This is a genomic window from Hymenobacter sp. APR13, assembly GCF_000737515.1.
Lineage (GTDB): Bacteria > Bacteroidota > Bacteroidia > Cytophagales > Hymenobacteraceae > Hymenobacter.
Genome location: NZ_CP006587.1, coordinates 4,156,879 through 4,172,902 on the forward strand (window position 1 = coordinate 4,156,879; position 16,024 = coordinate 4,172,902).

A 16,024-nucleotide genomic window follows, 5' to 3' on the forward strand; every position below is an offset into this window, starting at 1 on the left:
CATCTCCAATCCACCAATCCACTAACCCACCACTTCACCCCATAAACTCCTGCATAAATGGATGCTGGGTTTCGTCGGCGCGGATGCTGCTGAACAGAAAGCCGCCGATTGTTTTGGGGTAGAAGAATGTGGATTTGGGCGGCATCACGGCGCCGGAGTGGCACACGCGCTCCACCTCGTCCATGGTTACCTCGCTGGTAATGAAGGCGGCGCGGGCCTCGCCGTGGTCCACGCGCTGCAGGCACTCGGGGAAATTGCGCACGTAGGCCACGCCCGGCCACTGCCGCTGCGCATCGGGCCCCACAATGCCCAGCACCTTTTCCAGCACGAAGAAGTGCAGCACCGTCAAATCCAGCGCCTTCACCTCGGGCGTGGTGTCCCAGTCGAGCTGGGCGTGCACCTCGGGCCGCAGCCGGAGCTTGTAGGCCTGGCCCTCACCCAGATACAGCCCAAACGCCCAGGGCTTGCCGGCAATCAGCTCGGGCAGGTCGTAGGGGTCTTCCTTGGGCATCACCAGAAAATACGCTGCCAGCCGCGCCAGCAGCTTCTCGATGCTGAGGCCCGCGGGCAGCTCCAGCAGCAGCCGGTGCGTGGGCAGAATGCGCAGGTCGTCGGCGGCCGAGTTGGTGAGGTACATCAGGTGGAAGTTCCAGCCTTCCTGGCCGGTGGCGGCCGGCTCGGCGGCCTGGCGCGCCTGTCGGTACGCCAGCGAGCCTTCGTAGCGGTGGTGGCCGTCGGCCAGAATCACCTGCCGCGCCGCCAGCACCTGCTGAAACCGCTTGATAACGGCCGCATCCTGAATGACGGCCAGTACGTCGCGGGCGCCCTGGTAGTCTTCCTCGGTCTGGTAGAGCGGCGTCTGGATGGCCTCGTCGAGGTAGCGCTCCAGCTCGAAGTCGTCGTCGCGGTAGAGGCCGTGGGTGGCGCTGGTCTGGAACTCGGTGCGGGCCAGCAGCTCGGCCCGGTCGTTTACGGCCGCTGGCAGCGTGTTTTCGTGGCGCAGCACCACGTCCTCGGCCCAGTCGTAGGCCCGGATGTGGCACATGAAGCCCTTGCGGCAGTACTCGCGGGCGCTGCCCGGCAGCCGGAAATACTGGTAGTAGGCATAAATGCCCGGCAGCTCATCCTGGCGCAGTACGCTGGCCTGCTGCCACTCCTGCAGCCGCCGCAGGGCTTCGCCCGCGGCATCCTCGCCCCGCGGCACCGACAGATGGATGCTGTTGAGTGGGTTGCGGTAGAGCGCCTCCCGCTGCCGCGCCGACACTACATCAAACAGCGGCGAAACATAGTCATCAATGTTCTGGCTCAGCGTTGCATTGTAGCGCCAGCCACGGAGAGGTTGAATTTCAGCCAAATCGGTTTTGGTGATGAGGTGATGGGGTGAACCGTGATGAGGTGATGAGGTGAATGGAAATGGGTTTTGAGGTAAACAGTAGCCAAAGTAACCGGCGAAGCATCTGCTGTCCACCTGTCCCCATTTACTTCATCACCATTCACCCCATTACTTTAAATTAAGGTGCCAGGCGGCTTAGGCGCCAGGCGTCGCCTTCCAGCTCGTAGAGGATCCGGTCGTGGAGGCGGCTGGGGCGGCCCTGCCAGAACTCCACGCGGTGTGGGCGCAGGATATAGCCACCCCAGTGCTCGGGGCGCGGCAGCGGGTCCTGGGCGGCAAACTCGTCCAGCAAAGCGGCCTCGCGCTGCTCCAGCTGCTCGCGGCTTGCAATGGGCTGGCTTTGCGGCGAGGCCCAGGCCCCGATCTGGCTGGCCCGGGGGCGGCTCTGGAAGTATTCGTCGGACAGGCTGGCGGGCGCTTTTTCCACGCGGCCTTCCACGCGCACCTGCCGCTCCAGGCCCGGCCAGAAAAACGTGAGGGCCGCCTGTGGCCGCGCCGCCAGCTCCTGGCCCTTGCGCGACTCATAGTTGGTATAGAACAGGAAGCCGGCTTCGTCGGGCAGGCCTTTCAGCAGCACCACCCGCGCCGAGGGCTGGCCGGTTTCGCTCACGGTGGCCAAGGTCATGGCCGTGGGCTCGTCGAGCTGGGCGGCCAGGGCCTCGTCCAGCCAGCGCCGGAACTGCGGCACGGCCAGCGGCAGAACGTCGGATTCCGAAAGAGTGCGCTGAGCGTAGGTTTTGCGCAAATCGGCCAGTTGCGGGTCGAGCATGGCGGGCAGGGGGGAAGAAGGGAAAAAAGAAAGGGAACCGCTATTTCCGGCCCAAATCGGCCGCAAGGTAGCATAATGTGGGCTTGGCGGAACCTGATTCGGGGCGGCTGACGTACTGCAGGTAGTTTAGCAGGGCACCAACCGAAGCTGGCCGTCGGGTCGGCAACGGCCTGGGCGTTGTATTTGTTTGTCAGGATTTGTTGCCATGCCACGCCTTCGTCCCGGTAGTCTTCTGATTTCCCAGCCTTTTCTGGGCGACCCCAACTTCGAGCGGACCGTGGTGCTGCTCTGCCGCCACGACGACGAGGACGGCACGTTCGGGCTGGTGCTCAACCGCTCCACGGCGCTGCGCCTCGGCGACGTGCTGGAGCTGCCCGAGCCCGCCGAAACCGGCCCGCTGGCCGAGGCGCCGCTGCTGCTGGGCGGCCCCGTGCAGCCCGATACCCTGCATTTTCTGCACCAGCGCCCCGATATTGCCGGCGCGCAGCCCCTGGGCCACAACGTATACTGGGGCGGTGATTTCAGCGTTTTGCTGGGCCTTCTGCTCCGCGGCGAGCTGCTGCCCGAAACCGTGCGCTTCTACGCCGGTTACTCCGGCTGGACTGCCGGGCAGCTGGCGGCCGAAGTCAACGAAAATGTTTGGATTGTGCACCCGAATGATGCCGGGAAAGTCTTTACTTTGGACCATGATGCCTTCTGGCAGGCCATTCTGCGCGAGAAAGGTGGCCGCTACCGCGCCCTGTCCAACTACCCGCTGGACCCCCGCCTCAACTGACCTGTTTCTTCCTCCGTCGCCCGTGCCGTCGTTTGCCGACTGCCGGCCGGGCCTTTTTTTCTGAACTATGCTACCTGAAAACGATAACGCCACCCCCGCTGGCTCTGCCGCCGATTCCGAATCGCCGATGAGCATTCTGGAGCGCCGGCTGGCTGAAATCCGCTCCCAGCAGCCCGCCACGGATGCTTCTGCTGCCCCGGCCGACGCCCCGGTAGCCGCGGCCCCCGCTACGCCCGCCGCTGATGACGACATAACCGAGCGCCCCGCCACCGAAACGCACCCGCAGCCCGGCCAGCCCGAGGAAGCCGGCACGGCCGAGTCGCCGGCCGTGGTGCCCGCCACGCCGGTTTCGGTAGCGCCGCCCGCCCATAGCCCGTCCATTTCTGATACCCAGGCCCGCGCCGAAAGCCACTACGGCACCAGCAACCCCGGGGTGGTAAGTGCCCAGGCGCATGAAGCCGGCACCGCAGCATCGGCGCCCGGCCAGGTGGTGGCCGCGGAGGCCGTGCCAGTCACGCCCGAGCCCGAAGCCCTGACCGGCGACCCAACGGAAGCGCCAGCCGCGCCCGTTTCGCCCGAGCCGGAGGCCCTGACCGGCGCCGCCGAGCCGGCCACTACGCCCGATGCCGAGCTGCCCGTAGCCGATATTCACGCCGCTGCCGAGCTGGAATCGGCTCCGGAGGCCTTGGCTACGTTGCCAACCTCTTCGGAAACGCCGCCGCTGGAAACGGGTGCCGCCCACGAGGAGGAAGAGGAGTTCGTGCCCGAAACGCACGCCCCTGACTTCACCACCCTCGACCTGCCGGCCCAGACGACGCACCTGCTGAGCCTGCTGCGCCGCCCCGATGCCCGCCAGAACCGCAAGCAGATCACCGACCTCTACCGCCAGTACGACACCACCGTGCAGGCTGACCGCGCCACCGCCCGCCAGCGCTTCACCGAAGCTGGCAACGAAGGCGACGACTTCGCTTACGCGGGCCCCGAAGGCTACCAGGAACTCAGCAAGACCATGCAGGAGTTCCGCGAGAGCCGCGTGCGCGACGCTAAAGCCGAAGACGAGCAGCGCGCCCGCAACCTGCTGCACAAGCAGCACCTGCTGTCGCAGCTGCGGCTGCTGGTAGAGTCGGCCGAAACCAAGGATAGCTCGGCCCGCATAAAGGCGCTGCAGAACGACTGGAAAGCAACCGGCCCGGTGCCGCAGAAAGACACCCAGGAGCTGTGGAATTCCTACCACGCGCTGCTCGACATCTTCTACAACAACCGCGGCCTGTTCTTCGAGATGAAGGAGCTGGACCGCCGCCGCAACCTGGAGGCCAAGGAAGCCCTGATTGTGCGGGCTGAGGCCCTGGCCGGCCAGTCCAGCATCAACAAGGCCCTGACCGACCTGCGTCAGCTGCACGAGGAGTGGAAGCACATCGGGCCGGTGCCCAATGAGCAGCGCGAGCCGCTGTGGCAGCGTTTCCTGCAGGCTTCGGAGCTGGTGCACAACCGCAAAAAGGAGTTTCTGGATACCCGCTCGGCCCAGGAAAACGCCAACATGACCCGCAAAGCCGCCCTGCTGGAGCAGCTGCGTCCGTTCGGCGACTTCCAGACGGAGCGCGTGAACGAGTGGCGCGCCAAAACCGACGAGCTGCAGAAGCTCAAGGAGGAGTGGGATGCCGCCGGCCTCGTGCCTCGCGACAAAGCCGAGAGCATGAACAAGCAGTTCTGGGGGGCCTACAAAGGCTTCTTCCAGCGCAAAAACCAGTTCTTCAAGGCCCTCGACGAAGAGAAGAACGGCAACCTCAAGCGCAAGCTGGAGCTGATTGAGCAGGCCGAAGCCGCCCTGGCTAACCCCGACTGGGAGCAGGGCCGTGAGGTGGTCATCCGGCTGCAGAAAGACTGGAAAACCATCGGCCGCGTGCCCGAGAAGCAGTCCGACAAAGTGTGGAACCGGTTCCGCACCGCCTGCGACTCGTTCTTCGACCGCAAAAACCAGGAGCAGAAGCAGCGCCAGGAGCGGGTGCAGCAGCTCAGCCAGGAGCAAAGCGCCTACCTCGACCAGCTGGCCGCCAGCACCGCCGCCCTATCGGCCGACCAGCCGGGCAGCCTGGAGCGTTTCCGCCAGCACGTGCAGGAGTGGCAGGCCTTCGGGGCCGACAGCCGCGCCGACGAGCGATTCCAGGGCGTGATGGGCAAGTACCTCGATACGGTACCGGGCCTGGCCTACGACGAGCGCACCGATCTGCTGTTCAACCTGCAGGTCGAGCGCCTCAAGTCCAGCCCTGATGCCCAGCAGCAGCTCTACAAGAAAGAGCAGACACTGCGCCGGGAAATCAACGAGCTGGAAAACGACATTTCCACGCTGAAAACGAATCTGGAATTCTTCGCCCGCTCTAAAAATGCGGCCCAGCTACGCGAAGAATATCAGGGCCGGATTGATGAGGCGCAGCGCCGCATCGAAGGGCTGAAAAAGCAGCTGCGTGTAGTGCGGAGCTAATCCTGGCTGCGCAAAAGCGCCATAAAAAAGGGCGGCCCCGGTAAATTTCCGGGGCCGCCCTTTTTTGCGGCATTTGCAGCCCAAATACCCGCTGAGTCTGATAGATTAGCCGCGCCAACCGGCAAATGATGCCGGCGCACTACGCTAATTAGCGAAGCTGGCTTAGCGGGTTGTCTGCGTTGCCGGACTCTGTTTCCTGCTTGGCCGCCGGTAATTCGGAAGACGCTATACGGCCCGGAAAATTGCCTATAAAAAAGCCCCGCCGAAGCGAGGCTTTTTTTATAGGCAGCTAAAACAGGTAGTGCCCACAGACAATTGCTATTCAGCAGCTGGCACGGGGTTCTTAGGCTTGCGGCCACGCTTGGCGCCACCCGGCGTTACGGTGCGGGGCTTGCGCTCCTTGGCTACCGGCTGGTAATCGTCGGCCAGAATAGCATCCATATCTTCCACGGCCTGGTTGAGCGTGCGGATTGCGGCCGAAACACCACGGAGTGCCTTGCGCAGATCCTTCTTTACGATGTCGCTGTTTTTAGCGTTTTTAATTACTTCTTCAAGCTGGCTGATGTCGAGGGCCATGGGGTACGTATGTTAAATGTGAAAAGCGTGTAAAAGGACTTAGTAGTACAAACCTACCAGAATAATTTTCAATACGCTAAATTCAGAAAGTGAGCTGTGAAATTCAATAATTAATTCGTGCGCTGTAAATAAGCCGGGGTTGCAGATAATTTGGATAGAACCTGAATTTAACTTCCCTGGCTGTTTAGGTTGTTGCTATTTGCTAAGGCTTCATTATAAGGGCGTTGATTGACAAGAAAGCATCGAGCACAAACACTAAAGCACAGATTAGCCGGCCAAGGATGCCGGCGCTTGCAATTCAGTGTAGCAGTAATTCGCTGATTTTTTATTCTTCACCTTGCCCTAGCGCGGAGAAATAATAGTGCACTGCTTACCTATTTGCTGAAACTGAAACCGGTGCCTATATCCTGTATAGGCACCGGTTTGCAGAAAGCCGTATGGCAGATAAATAGTCGTTGGCGTCTGAGCTAGCCCAGACGGCTCGCTTGTTCTTTTAGGCGCTGAAGAACTTATCCGGCGTGAGCGGCAGGGAGCGGAGGCGGCGGCCGGTGGCGTGAAACAGCGCGTTGGTAATAGCGGCCGGCGTGCCTACGCAGCCGATTTCGCCGATGCCGCGGGCCCCCAGCTCGCTGATGTGCGGGTCGGGGATGTTGAGCCACTCCACCTGAATGTCGGGCGTGTCGGCCATGCTGGGCACGTGGTAGTCGGCGAAGTTGCGCACCACGGCGGCGCCGCTGCGCGGGTCGTAGGAGGTTTCCTCCATCAGCGTGGCGCCCAGGCCCATGGTCATGCCCCCGATGATCTGGGAGTGCGCGGTTTTGGGGTTCATCAGCCGGCCCACGTCGTAGACGCCGCACAAACGGGCCACCCGAATGGTGCCGCTGGCCTCATCGACCCGCACCTGCGCAAACACCGCCCCAAACGAGTAGAACGAGTATTGCTCGCGCTCCGCGCCGGGCTGCGCCTCGTCGATGCCACTCACCGAAGGCAAGTTGGCCCGCTTCAGGATGGCGGCGTAGGTTTCGCCGGTTGCGGGCGTGGCCTTCAGCTGCAGGCGGCCAGCGCGGGCCTCCACGGCCTCCGGCGCCGCCCCGTACAGCGGCGACTTTGCGTCGCGGGTGGCAAGCTGCTGCAGGGCGCGCACGGCGGCCCGGCTTGCCTGCAGCACGGCCGGCCCCACGGTGGCCGTCGTGACGGAGCCGCCCGAGGTGGGCGTGGGGGGCAGGGCGGAGTCGCCGAGCTCAAACCGCACCTGCTCGACCGGCAAGCCCAGGCCATCGGCCCCGATCTGGCGGAAGATGGTGTAGGCGCCGTTGCCCAGCTCGTGGGTGGCGCTTTGCACCAGCGCGCGGCCGTCGGCGAAGATGGTGGCTTTGGCGGCGGCCTTGCGGCGGCCGGCCGGGTACATGGTGGTGGCCATGCCGTAGCCGATCAGCTCGCGGCCTTCCCGCATGGAGCGGGGCTTGGGGTTGCGGGCGTCCCAGCCGATGAGGGCCTTGCCGCGGGCGTAGCACTCGCGCAGGTGCTTGCTCGACCAGGGCTTGCCGGTTTCGGGGTTTTTGTCGGCGTAGTTGCGCAGGCGCAGCTCCACCGGGTCCAGGTTCAGCTCGGTAGCCAGCTCATCGAGGGCGCACTCCAGGGCCCAGCCGCCCACGGTTTCGCCGGGGCCGCGCATGGGGCACGGCGAGGGCATATTCAGGTGGGCCAGCTGGTGCGAGAAACCCAGGTTGGGCACGGCGTACATCATCCGCGACACCCGGGCGCAGGGCTCCGTAAACCCACTGGAAAGCGAGGAATGGGTGTGCGTGTCGTGCTGCAGGGCTGTGAGGCGGCCGTCGCTGGTGGCGCCCAGGGCCAGGGTCTGGCGGGTGGCGGCGCGCTGGCCGGCCACCGTAAACATCTCCTGCCGCCGCCATTCCAGCTTCACCGGCTTCTGCACTACCCGCGCCGCCATGGCTGCCAGCAGCATCGGGGCAAACAGCCAGCCCTTCGCCCCGAAGGCCCCGCCCACAAACGGGCAGATGACGTGCACCTGCTCCTTGGGCAGCCCCAGCGACAGCGCCGCCACGGCCTGGGCATTCCCGAGGCCGCGGGTGGTGTCGTAGAGCGTCAGGAAGTCGGTGCCGCCGCGCTGCTGCCAGTGCGCAATGGTGGCCAGCTGCTCGATGGGGCTATGGTGGGTGATGCCGGACTCGTACACCTGCTGAATCTTCACCGGAGCAGCGGCCAGTGCGGATTTAGTGTCGCCGATGGAGACCTGCAGCTTTTCTTCCTTGCTGCCGAGAAAGGTTTCCGGCTTGGTCTGCCGGGCCGCGGTCTGCCGGTCGAGCTGCGGAGGGCGTTCGTCGTAGGTCACGCGCAGGAGCGTGGCGGCGTGGCGGGCCTGCTCGTGGGTGGCGGCCACCACCATTGCAATGGGCTGGCCGGCATATTCCACGGTGGCATCCTGCAGAGGCTGGCGCGTTTCCGTGATGCCGCCTTCGCCCCGAAACAGCGTTTCGCCTACCTTTTCGGGCATGGGCTGCAGGCGGGGGGCGTTTTCGTGGGTGAGCACGGCCAGTACGCCCGGAGCCCGCAGTGCGGCGGCCGTGTCCAGGGTGCGTATGGTGCCGTGGGCAATGGTGCTCACGGCTACGGCCCCGTACACCAGGCCCGGCACGTCCCATTCTGCGGTGTAGCGGGCCGCGCCCGTCACCTTCAGCTGGCCATCCACCCGGTCGAGGGGCTGGCCGGTGGCTTCCGTCATTGTCATAGTAGTCCTGAGAAATTAGCGGGGAGAAGAAACGAGGCCGCCCATGCCGCCCACGCTGGCGGCGAAGGCCGTGCCGGCCGGGCCGGCCAGCGGCTGCAGGCCGCTGGTTTCCAGCAGGGCCCGCACCAGCAGGTTGCGGCCCATCGGGACTTTGTAGCCGTTGTGCTCCAGCGGCTTGGCCTCGGCGAAGGCGCGCTCGGCGGCGGCCAGAAACAGCTTTTCGGTGGGTTTCTGGCCGGCCAGCAGGGCTTCGGCGGCGGGCACCCGCCAGGGCTTGTGGGCCACGCCGCCCAGCGCAATCCGGGCCCGCCGGATGCGCGTGCCGTCCAGTTCCAGCGCCACCGCGCACGACACCAACGCGTATGCGTAGGAGGCCCGGTCGCGCACCTTGAGGTAGTGCGAGCGGCCAGAGAAGGCCGGCAGGTCGATGGCCGTTATCAGTTCGCCATGCTCCAGCACCGTATCCAGGTGCGGGGTGCTGCCGGGCAGGCGGTGCAGGTCGGGGAAGGGAATGGTGCGGCTGCCGCCGGGGCCGGTGGTTTGCACCTGCGCATCGAGGGCGGCCAAGGCCACGGCCAGGTCGCTGGGCTGGGTGGCCACGCAGCTGGACGAGGCCCCGAACAGGGCGTGCATGCGGTTGAGGCCGCCGAGGGCCGCGCAGCCGCTGCCGGGCACGCGCTTGTTGCAGGGCTGGCCGGGGTCGCGGAAATACGGGCAGCGGGTGCGCTGCAGCGGGTTGCCGGCCATGGTGGCCACGTTGCGGATCTGGGTGGAGGCGCCCGCCAGCAGGGCTTCGCTCACAGCCGTGTAGCGCTGCCGGATTTCGGGGTGGGCGGCGGCGGCGCTGTTGCTCACGCTGGCGCCCAGGCGCAGCCCGCCGTTCAGGGGGGCGATGGTGCCGGGCGGCAAACCCGCGAGGTCTACCAGCCGGGTGGGCTGATGCACGCCTTCCTTCAGCAGATCGACTTCCGACGTGCCGCCGGCAATAAACGTGGCGGCCGGTTCCCGGGCCACCAGGGCCACCGCCTCGGCGGCGCTGCCGGCGCGCTGATAGTGAAAAGGATTCATAAGCGGGGGTTATGCGCGCTGGGCGTCTTCGATGGCGGCAATGATGTTGGGGTAGGCGGCGCAGCGGCACAGGTTGCCGCTCATGGCCTCCCTGATTTCCACGGCGGAGCGCTGCTGCTTGTCCTGCAGCAGGGCGGTGGCGGCCATAATCTGGCCCGGCGTGCAGTAACCGCACTGGAAGGCATCGTGCTTCACGAAAGCCGTCTGCATGGGGTGCAGCGTGTCGCCGGTGGCCAGGCCCTCGATGGTGGTGATTTCCTGGCCCTGGCTCATGACGGCCAGGCGCAGGCAGGAGAGGGCACTCTGGCCGTCGAGGTGCACGGTGCAGGCGCCGCACTGGCCATGGTCGCAGCCCTTTTTGGTGCCCGTGAGGTGCAGGTTTTCGCGCAGCGCGTCCAGCAGCGCCACGCGGGGCTCCAGCTGCAGGCGGTGCGTTTTGCCATTGATGCGCAGCGTAACGGGGACAGTATCGGCGGGAGCCGCCGGCGCGTCGGATGCGTCGGCGGGCGCTGGCGTGGCGGCGGCCATGTCGGTGCCGGGCAGCAGCAGCAGGGCCACGGTGGCCAGCAGCGCCGTCACGAACGTGCGCCGCGACACGCCGCCGGCCGCCTCGGCCGGAACCGTGGGGGCCGCTGCCGCCGGGGCTTTCAGGGTTTCCAGCGCGGCCAGCACCTGGCCGGCCCGGATGGTGGTGCCGGCCTCCACGACTGCCGACCAGCGGATCAGGCCCTGCTCATCGAGCAGAAACAGCGCCCGCTGGCCACTCACGCCAAACTGCCCGGCCAGCGTGCCGCGCCAGTCCAGCGAGTGCCAGCCCTCGGCGGCCGTATCGACGAAGGCTATTTCTTCGCCGAACTCCTGCAGCAGCTGGGCAAACAGGGCGCTCTGATGCGCGTGGCCGGGGTTCCAGTCGTCGGGCGCGAAGGCCAGCACTACGGGCCGGCCCCGCAGTGCGGAAAGGGGCGAGCCACCGGGCAGCAGGCCGTCGGGGGCAGTGTCGCTGGGTTGGAGGGGTAGGATGGAGGGCAGCTTCATGCAGGCGGAAATAGATGGCAGGTAGCAGCAAATACGCAGTTGCCCGCGCAGCGTTGGCGCGGGCGCGCCGGCTGGGCCGAGGTGGCGGCGCGCGGGCCAACTCCCAAAAGGGTACCTTTGTGCTTCCGCTCTCTGCTACACACCTTTGCTTTATCCCGTCTGATGCTGTACCGCTCGCTCAGTTTGCCCGTCTGGGGGCTGCTGGGGCTGCTCACCGTGGCCTCCTGCTCTACCACCCAGGACCCGACTCCCGCCTCGCCGCCCGTTACGCCTGCCCCGCCCGTGCAGCCGCTGCCCGAGCACCTGACGCTCGGCAACCCCAGCGGCGCTACCGCCGATCCGGCGCAGCCCACCAACTACTTGCTCAGCAAACCGCAGTACGCGCTCAGCTACCACCGGGAGCGGGGCATCCCCAACTGGGTGAGCTGGCACCTCGACCTGAGCTGGCGCGGATCGGCGGCCCGGCAGGATGATTTCCGCGCCGACGCCACGCTGCCAGCCGGCTGGTATCAGGTGCAGGCCACCAGCTACTCCGGGTCGGGCTTCGACCGGGGCCACAACTGCCCCAGCGCCGACCGCACCAACACGGTGCCCGACAACTCGGCCACGTTCCTGATGACCAACATGATTCCGCAGGCCCCGCGCAACAACCAGCAAACCTGGGCCAATCTGGAAGACTACACCCGCTCCCTGTTGGGTTCCGGCAACGAGCTCTACGTTATTATGGGGCAATACGGGACGGGGGGCGTGGGCTCGTCGGGGGCCAGAACCACCCTCGACCAGGGCCGCGTAACGGTGCCGGCCCGCATCTGGAAGGTGGTGGTGGTGCTGCCGGTGGGCGAGTCGGACGCCACCCGCGTTACGGCGGGCACCCGCGTCATTGCCATCGACACGCCCAACGACAACAGCCTGAGCACCAACTGGGGCCAGTACCGCACCAGCGTTGATGCCATTGAGGCGGCCACCGGCCTCGACCTGCTCTCTGCCGTACCTTCCGCCGTGCAGCAGGTGCTGGAAGCCGGCATCGATAACGGGCCGGTACAGTAACAGGCTGTTTCAGGGCCAAGGACGCCTGTTTGGGCTACGCTGATGGATAGTATTTCCTTCAATCCGGCCATGCTGGCCGCCGTGCTGGCCGGTCGCAAAACCGTCACCCGCCGCCGGCTGGCGCCCACGCTGCAGCTGCGCCAGGACCCCGGGCGCTACGGCCTGCGGGCCCTGACGGCGGCCGGCGCGCTGTTTGCCGACCGCCACGCGCCAGATGACCTGCTGCCACCCGTGCCGTGCCCTTTCGGGCCGGCCGGTACCGTGCTGCATGTGCAGGAAGCCCCGGACTGCCGGTTGCGGGTGGTCAGTATTCAGCTGGAGCAGGTGCGTGGCATCACCGAAGCCCAGGCCCGGCAAGAGGGCCTGGGCTTTCGGCTGCAGCAGGGCAGCGAGCAATGGGGCGGCGTCGAGCCCGCCGCTCGTGCTGCCGATGGCTTCCGCTGGTACGATAGCGCCGTACGGGCATTCCAGGGCCTGTTTGATTCCATCTACCCCGACGCGTGGGCCCGCAACGAATGGGTGTGGGTGGTGGAGTTTGCGCGGGTGCCTTGACACGATTTTCGTCGTCCTACACAACGCCTGCAGTCGTTATAAACGAATAAAGCTCGTTGCAAATCAGTGATTTGCAACGAGCTTTATTCGAATGAGCCTCCTGTCGGGGCTCACTCTCTAAAATCCGACGCACTCTAAAGCACGCATCTTCAATTACTTACCCCGCTACCAAAAGCAGGGCGTTTTCAACTGTGGCTTAATTTGAGGCGCCTTCTTCCAGACGTCGCCGGATGTCCCCTTTATCGAAGCCCAGCGTCTCAATTATCTCCCAGAGCCGTTCCGCCGTCACATCGGGGGCCGAGGGCAGGAACGTGCTGATGTAGCCCCGCACGCGCCACAGCTCCGTGATGTCCGCCGTATCCATCGGGTAGGGCCGCCGGTGCGGATTATCCGAGAACAGCAATACTTCCTCGTCCAGGGTGGAAATCCGGTTGCGAATCCGCTTCAGCATCACCGACTCCGACGTTACCACCACGTAGATGTCATCCGGAATCAGGAGCCGCCAGTTATCCACGTAGCTGCACACCACAATGTCGTTGTGGTTCAGCGTGGGCGTCATCGAATCCCCGGCCACCTCGAAGGCCCGGAACTTGCCCCGCTCAAACAGCGGCAGCCGGTAGCGCGGCAAATCCTGCACGAACACGGCTTCGTTGTGCTGCAGCGTGTAGCCTGCCTGAGCCGATACCGGCACCAGCTCCACGTTGTCGGTGCCCTCCCGGTCCACCGTCACCACCAGCACGCCGCCGCTGTTTACCACCGACCGGCCGCTGACGGCCGGCCGCTGCACCGCCACGACTCCCGCAGCGCCGCTTTCACCGCGCAGCATCGGGCCCTGACCCAGCATCAGCCACTCCGGCGACAAATCCGGCCACTGCCGCAGAAAGTCCACCAAAGTAGGGTAGCTCGGTTCCGAGCCTTTCAGGATGTTATAGAGCTTGCTGGTTGTGCTGTAGCCCAGTTTCTGCGTGGCGCTGCTGGCGTTCAGACCGAAGTGCGTGAGTATCTGCTGAATGCGCTGCACTACTTCAGGCTTTTTTTCTGACTGGCTATCAGGCTTTTGCATTTTATTTCCTGTTTTGATGTATTATTGCTTTGTGGTGTATTTATAATTGCATCACAAAGCAATAATGCTTGCTTAAGCAATATACAAAATTACAGGAAAAAGTATGGAACAGAAGGAGAAAAAGCCGGGAGTTTTGCAGCAGGTGCTACAAAAGCTCGGCCGCCGGCACAGCGTTATTGCCGATACGCTCACCCGCCTGCAGGACCGCGGCATCAAGCTCAGCCAGTCGCGCCTCTACCAGATTATCGCCGACGACGGGGCCCGCAAGGAGGTAGCCGATACTTTCCTGGAGGTGGCCGAAGAGGAGTTTGCCCGCCGCCGCCAGGTGCAGGAACGCGCCCGCCAGCTCATAGACGAAGCGTAGCCATGCAAGCCGTTGTCATTATCCCCGAACAGGAGTGGCGGCAGCTTGTCGGCCGCCTCGACAAGCTGGAGCAGGCCACCCAGGCTGCCACGGCGGCCACTGATGCCGCCGCCGAGGAAATCCTGAACGTGCGCCAGGCCGCCGCCTTCCTGGGCATGCAGCCCGATGGGCTGCGCAAGGCCCGCCGCGCCAAACGCATTACCGGCGTGCGCATCAACGAGAAGGAGTGGGGCTTCCGCCGCGCCGAGCTCACGCGCTACCAGAACCGCTACAACCGCCACCCGCTGTCGGCCACCGCATGAGCACGGCCGTTATTTCCCTGTTCGACCACTCCGGCCGCTTCACGGCACCCTGGGCGGCCGCCGGCTACACATGCTACTGCGTCGACGTGCAGCACCCGCCCGGCGAAACGTGGCAGGGCAACGTCTGCCTGGTCGGCGGCGACGTGCGCCGCTTCGTGCCCCCGCCCGGCCCCGTGGCCTTCGTGGCCGCCTTCCCGCCCTGCACCGACCTGAGCAACGCCGGCGCCCACCTGTTCCGGGTAAAAGGTATCCGGGCCCTGGCCGCCGCCCTCGACCTGGTGGGCGCCGCCGCCGACCTCTGCCACCGCCTGGGCGCGCCCTACTTCCTGGAAAACCCCCGCGGCCAGCTCCGCCACTACTGGCGCGAGCCCGACTACCAGTTCGACCCCTGCGAATACGCCGGCTGGCTCCCCGACCCCGAAGCCGAGGCTTACACCAAGCGCACCTGCCTCTGGACCGGCCACGGCTTCCGGATGCCGGAAAAGCGCCCCGTCTTTCCGGTGCAGGGCTCCCTGGTCGACAAGGTATCCGGCTCGAAGAACCGCGCCAACCTGCGCAGCCTCACGCCCCGCGGCTTTTCGGCCGCCGTCTTTCACGCCCACCATCCCGCTTCCCAACCGGTATGAACCAGCAACTCGCCCCCATCGTCGGCCCCGAGGCCGTCATGTCCCTCATCCGCATCCAGAAAGCGAAAATTAAGGACTACCAGCTGCTCTGCGAATTCACCGAGCAGCGCGACCCGGAGGCCCCGGCCCGCGCCTTCACGCTCACCAGCCCGGAGCTGATCCACCCCGACCTGCAGCACCGCTTCGCCCGCCTCATCCCGCACCTGTGCCTGCTCTGCGAGCAGCTGACCGAAACGCCCGACTTCTGGCCCGACGACGAGGCCGAGGAGCTGCCCGCGCACTTCGACAGCTTCACCGTTACGGGCCTGAGCCTGGGCCGCGGCGGGGGAGGGGTCACGCTCATCGGCCAGCGCCGCCTGTCCGGCAACCGGGTGCTTAACCTCACCAGTCCCTACGTGGCCTACGACGACGAAACCGGCTCCGAATACGCCTACGCCGGCCTGCTGGAAACCGCTGTGCAGGAGGCCCTGACGGAAGTGGAAGCCGCCCTGCGCGGCAAGCACCGTGACGCCGGCAAGCAACTGGAACTGTTCGCTCCGGCCGGTGGCTTCACGGCTATTGACGAGCCCTTCATTCCCCTCAGCGCGGCCCATGCATGAACTACGTACAGCACACCCGCGCCGCCCACGAGCGCCTGAGCGCCCGCCCCGAGGCTCGGCCCCACCACGTCAGCCTCTACTGGGCCCTGTTCTACCAGTGGAACGCCGCCCGCTTCCCCTACGAGTTGCCCCTCAACCGGGCTGAGGTGATGACCGCCGCTCACATCGGCAACCGGGGAACCTACCTCAGCACCCTGCAGGACCTCCACGCCTGGGGCATGATTGTCTACCTCCCGAGCCACAGCGGCGGCAGCGCGGTACGGCTTCAGGTAACGGGAGAGGTTGTACCAGAAGTGGGACAACCAAAGCCCGCCGGTTGTACCAGAAGTGGTACGACTGGACCTGCTGAGGTTGTACCAGAAGTGGGACAACGGTTGTACCAGAAGTGGGCCGACCAATCGGGGGAGGTTGTACCAGAAGTGGGCCAACCCTCCTTATATGGTAAAACAGGTTGTAGTGTAAACGGTGTAAACGGCGCCGCCGCCCCGCACCAAAAAAAATAGCGGTGCTGGAAGGGGAAGGGCTTTCAGGCGCGGAACTGCTCGACGACATCACCCCGCCTGACGGTGCAGGCTCGTCCCCAGGCGCAGCCCCCAAAGAAAAAGTTGCGCAAAAAAGAAGGGG

16 protein-coding genes are annotated in these 16,024 nt (G+C 65.3%); 9 read left to right on the plus strand and 7 right to left on the minus strand.

Annotated elements, in window-relative coordinates; translation table 11 throughout:
• Window positions 1–34: 34 nt before the first annotated feature.
• Together N008_RS17325 and pdxH are read right to left on the minus strand one after the other, a co-directional pair.
• On the minus strand, window positions 35–1,354 hold the full coding sequence (locus N008_RS17325; protein WP_044017631.1) for a DUF1015 domain-containing protein: 1,320 nt from the start codon (window positions 1,352–1,354) through the stop codon (window positions 35–37).
• Window positions 1,355–1,511: 157 nt separating this feature from the next.
• Window positions 1,512–2,162 (minus strand): pyridoxamine 5'-phosphate oxidase, encoded by a 651-nt coding sequence (pdxH, locus tag N008_RS17330; protein WP_044017632.1) that lies wholly within the window; start codon window positions 2,160–2,162, stop codon window positions 1,512–1,514.
• Between the two features lie 205 nt (window positions 2,163–2,367).
• Here pdxH and N008_RS17335 point away from each other — a divergent pair, with 205 nt between their 5' ends.
• Window positions 2,368–2,937: a YqgE/AlgH family protein gene (locus N008_RS17335; protein ID WP_044017633.1), complete on the plus strand. Its 570-nt coding sequence runs from the start codon at window positions 2,368–2,370 to the stop codon at window positions 2,935–2,937.
• A gap of 67 nt (window positions 2,938–3,004) precedes the next feature.
• Window positions 3,005–5,416: a DUF349 domain-containing protein gene (locus N008_RS17340; RefSeq protein WP_052381685.1), complete on the plus strand. Its 2,412-nt coding sequence runs from the start codon at window positions 3,005–3,007 to the stop codon at window positions 5,414–5,416.
• Between the two features lie 318 nt (window positions 5,417–5,734).
• On the opposite strand, the gene N008_RS17345 is transcribed toward N008_RS17340, so the two are convergent.
• The 4 genes from N008_RS17345 to N008_RS24175 all read right to left on the minus strand — a co-directional run bounded on the left by N008_RS17345 (window position 5,735) and on the right by N008_RS24175 (window position 10,847).
• The gene (locus tag N008_RS17345; protein ID WP_044017634.1) at window positions 5,735–5,992 is read right to left on the minus strand and encodes a hypothetical protein; all 258 of its coding nucleotides are present in this window, start codon (window positions 5,990–5,992) and stop codon (window positions 5,735–5,737) included.
• Window positions 5,993–6,485: 493 nt separating this feature from the next.
• The gene (locus N008_RS17350) at window positions 6,486–8,744 is read right to left on the minus strand and encodes a xanthine dehydrogenase family protein molybdopterin-binding subunit (RefSeq protein WP_081910866.1); all 2,259 of its coding nucleotides are present in this window, start codon (window positions 8,742–8,744) and stop codon (window positions 6,486–6,488) included.
• Window positions 8,745–8,759: 15 nt separating this feature from the next.
• Window positions 8,760–9,812: an FAD binding domain-containing protein gene (locus tag N008_RS17355; RefSeq protein ID WP_052381686.1), complete on the minus strand. Its 1,053-nt coding sequence runs from the start codon at window positions 9,810–9,812 to the stop codon at window positions 8,760–8,762.
• A 9-nt stretch (window positions 9,813–9,821) separates the two neighbouring features.
• Window positions 9,822–10,847: a 2Fe-2S iron-sulfur cluster-binding protein gene (locus tag N008_RS24175; protein WP_081910867.1), complete on the minus strand. Its 1,026-nt coding sequence runs from the start codon at window positions 10,845–10,847 to the stop codon at window positions 9,822–9,824.
• Window positions 10,848–11,009: 162 nt separating this feature from the next.
• Between N008_RS24175 and N008_RS17365 the strand changes: the two genes are divergently transcribed.
• On the plus strand, window positions 11,010–11,894 hold the full coding sequence (locus N008_RS17365; RefSeq protein WP_052381687.1) for a DNA/RNA non-specific endonuclease: 885 nt from the start codon (window positions 11,010–11,012) through the stop codon (window positions 11,892–11,894).
• A gap of 42 nt (window positions 11,895–11,936) precedes the next feature.
• Window positions 11,937–12,446, plus strand: a complete 510-nt coding sequence (locus tag N008_RS17370) for a hypothetical protein (protein WP_044017636.1) — start codon at window positions 11,937–11,939, stop codon at window positions 12,444–12,446.
• A 196-nt stretch (window positions 12,447–12,642) separates the two neighbouring features.
• Here N008_RS17370 and N008_RS21860 read toward each other — a convergent pair whose 3' ends face one another.
• Window positions 12,643–13,509, minus strand: a complete 867-nt coding sequence (locus tag N008_RS21860; protein WP_052381688.1) for a helix-turn-helix transcriptional regulator — start codon at window positions 13,507–13,509, stop codon at window positions 12,643–12,645.
• 103 nt (window positions 13,510–13,612) lie between these two features.
• On the opposite strand from N008_RS21860, the gene N008_RS17380 reads away from it, so the two are divergent.
• The 5 genes from N008_RS17380 to N008_RS21865 are packed head-to-tail and all read left to right on the plus strand — an operon-like array spanning window position 13,613 to window position 15,903.
• Entirely contained in the window at window positions 13,613–13,873 is a 261-nt protein-coding gene (locus tag N008_RS17380) for a hypothetical protein (protein WP_044017637.1), read from the plus strand.
• Between the two features lie 2 nt (window positions 13,874–13,875).
• On the plus strand, window positions 13,876–14,175 hold the full coding sequence (locus tag N008_RS17385) for a hypothetical protein (protein ID WP_044017638.1): 300 nt from the start codon (window positions 13,876–13,878) through the stop codon (window positions 14,173–14,175).
• Window positions 14,172–14,801 carry a hypothetical protein gene (locus N008_RS17390; RefSeq protein ID WP_044017639.1) on the plus strand — a complete coding sequence of 210 codons (630 nt, stop codon included), beginning with the start codon at window positions 14,172–14,174 and terminating at the stop codon, window positions 14,799–14,801. The genes N008_RS17385 and N008_RS17390 overlap by 4 nt, the downstream gene beginning before the upstream one ends.
• On the plus strand, window positions 14,798–15,400 hold the full coding sequence (locus N008_RS17395; protein ID WP_044017640.1) for a hypothetical protein: 603 nt from the start codon (window positions 14,798–14,800) through the stop codon (window positions 15,398–15,400). The genes N008_RS17390 and N008_RS17395 overlap by 4 nt, the downstream gene beginning before the upstream one ends.
• Window positions 15,397–15,903 (plus strand): hypothetical protein, encoded by a 507-nt coding sequence (locus N008_RS21865; protein ID WP_052381689.1) that lies wholly within the window; start codon window positions 15,397–15,399, stop codon window positions 15,901–15,903. The genes N008_RS17395 and N008_RS21865 overlap by 4 nt, the downstream gene beginning before the upstream one ends.
• The last annotated feature ends 121 nt before the right edge of the window (window positions 15,904–16,024 follow it).

Bases quoted from the DNA above. Each gene is read 5' to 3' on its own strand.
- N008_RS17395 (WP_044017640.1), top strand. From the start codon at position 14,798: ATGAACCAGCAACTCGCCCCCATCGTCGGCCCCGAGGCCGTCATGTCC.
- N008_RS17385 (WP_044017638.1), top strand. From the start codon at position 13,876: ATGCAAGCCGTTGTCATTATCCCCGAACAGGAGTGGCGGCAGCTTGTC.
- N008_RS17340 (WP_052381685.1), top strand. From the start codon at position 3,005: ATGCTACCTGAAAACGATAACGCCACCCCCGCTGGCTCTGCCGCCGAT.
- N008_RS21865 (WP_052381689.1), top strand. From the start codon at position 15,397: ATGAACTACGTACAGCACACCCGCGCCGCCCACGAGCGCCTGAGCGCC.
- N008_RS17350 (WP_081910866.1), bottom strand. From the start codon at position 8,744: ATGACAATGACGGAAGCCACCGGCCAGCCCCTCGACCGGGTGGATGGC.
- pdxH (WP_044017632.1), bottom strand. From the start codon at position 2,162: ATGCTCGACCCGCAACTGGCCGATTTGCGCAAAACCTACGCTCAGCGC.
- N008_RS17390 (WP_044017639.1), top strand. From the start codon at position 14,172: ATGAGCACGGCCGTTATTTCCCTGTTCGACCACTCCGGCCGCTTCACG.
- N008_RS17345 (WP_044017634.1), bottom strand. From the start codon at position 5,992: ATGGCCCTCGACATCAGCCAGCTTGAAGAAGTAATTAAAAACGCTAAA.
- N008_RS17335 (WP_044017633.1), top strand. From the start codon at position 2,368: ATGCCACGCCTTCGTCCCGGTAGTCTTCTGATTTCCCAGCCTTTTCTG.
- N008_RS17380 (WP_044017637.1), top strand. From the start codon at position 13,613: ATGGAACAGAAGGAGAAAAAGCCGGGAGTTTTGCAGCAGGTGCTACAA.
- N008_RS24175 (WP_081910867.1), bottom strand. From the start codon at position 10,847: ATGAAGCTGCCCTCCATCCTACCCCTCCAACCCAGCGACACTGCCCCC.
- N008_RS17370 (WP_044017636.1), top strand. From the start codon at position 11,937: ATGGATAGTATTTCCTTCAATCCGGCCATGCTGGCCGCCGTGCTGGCC.
- N008_RS17355 (WP_052381686.1), bottom strand. From the start codon at position 9,812: ATGAATCCTTTTCACTATCAGCGCGCCGGCAGCGCCGCCGAGGCGGTG.
- N008_RS17365 (WP_052381687.1), top strand. From the start codon at position 11,010: ATGCTGTACCGCTCGCTCAGTTTGCCCGTCTGGGGGCTGCTGGGGCTG.
- N008_RS21860 (WP_052381688.1), bottom strand. From the start codon at position 13,509: ATGCAAAAGCCTGATAGCCAGTCAGAAAAAAAGCCTGAAGTAGTGCAG.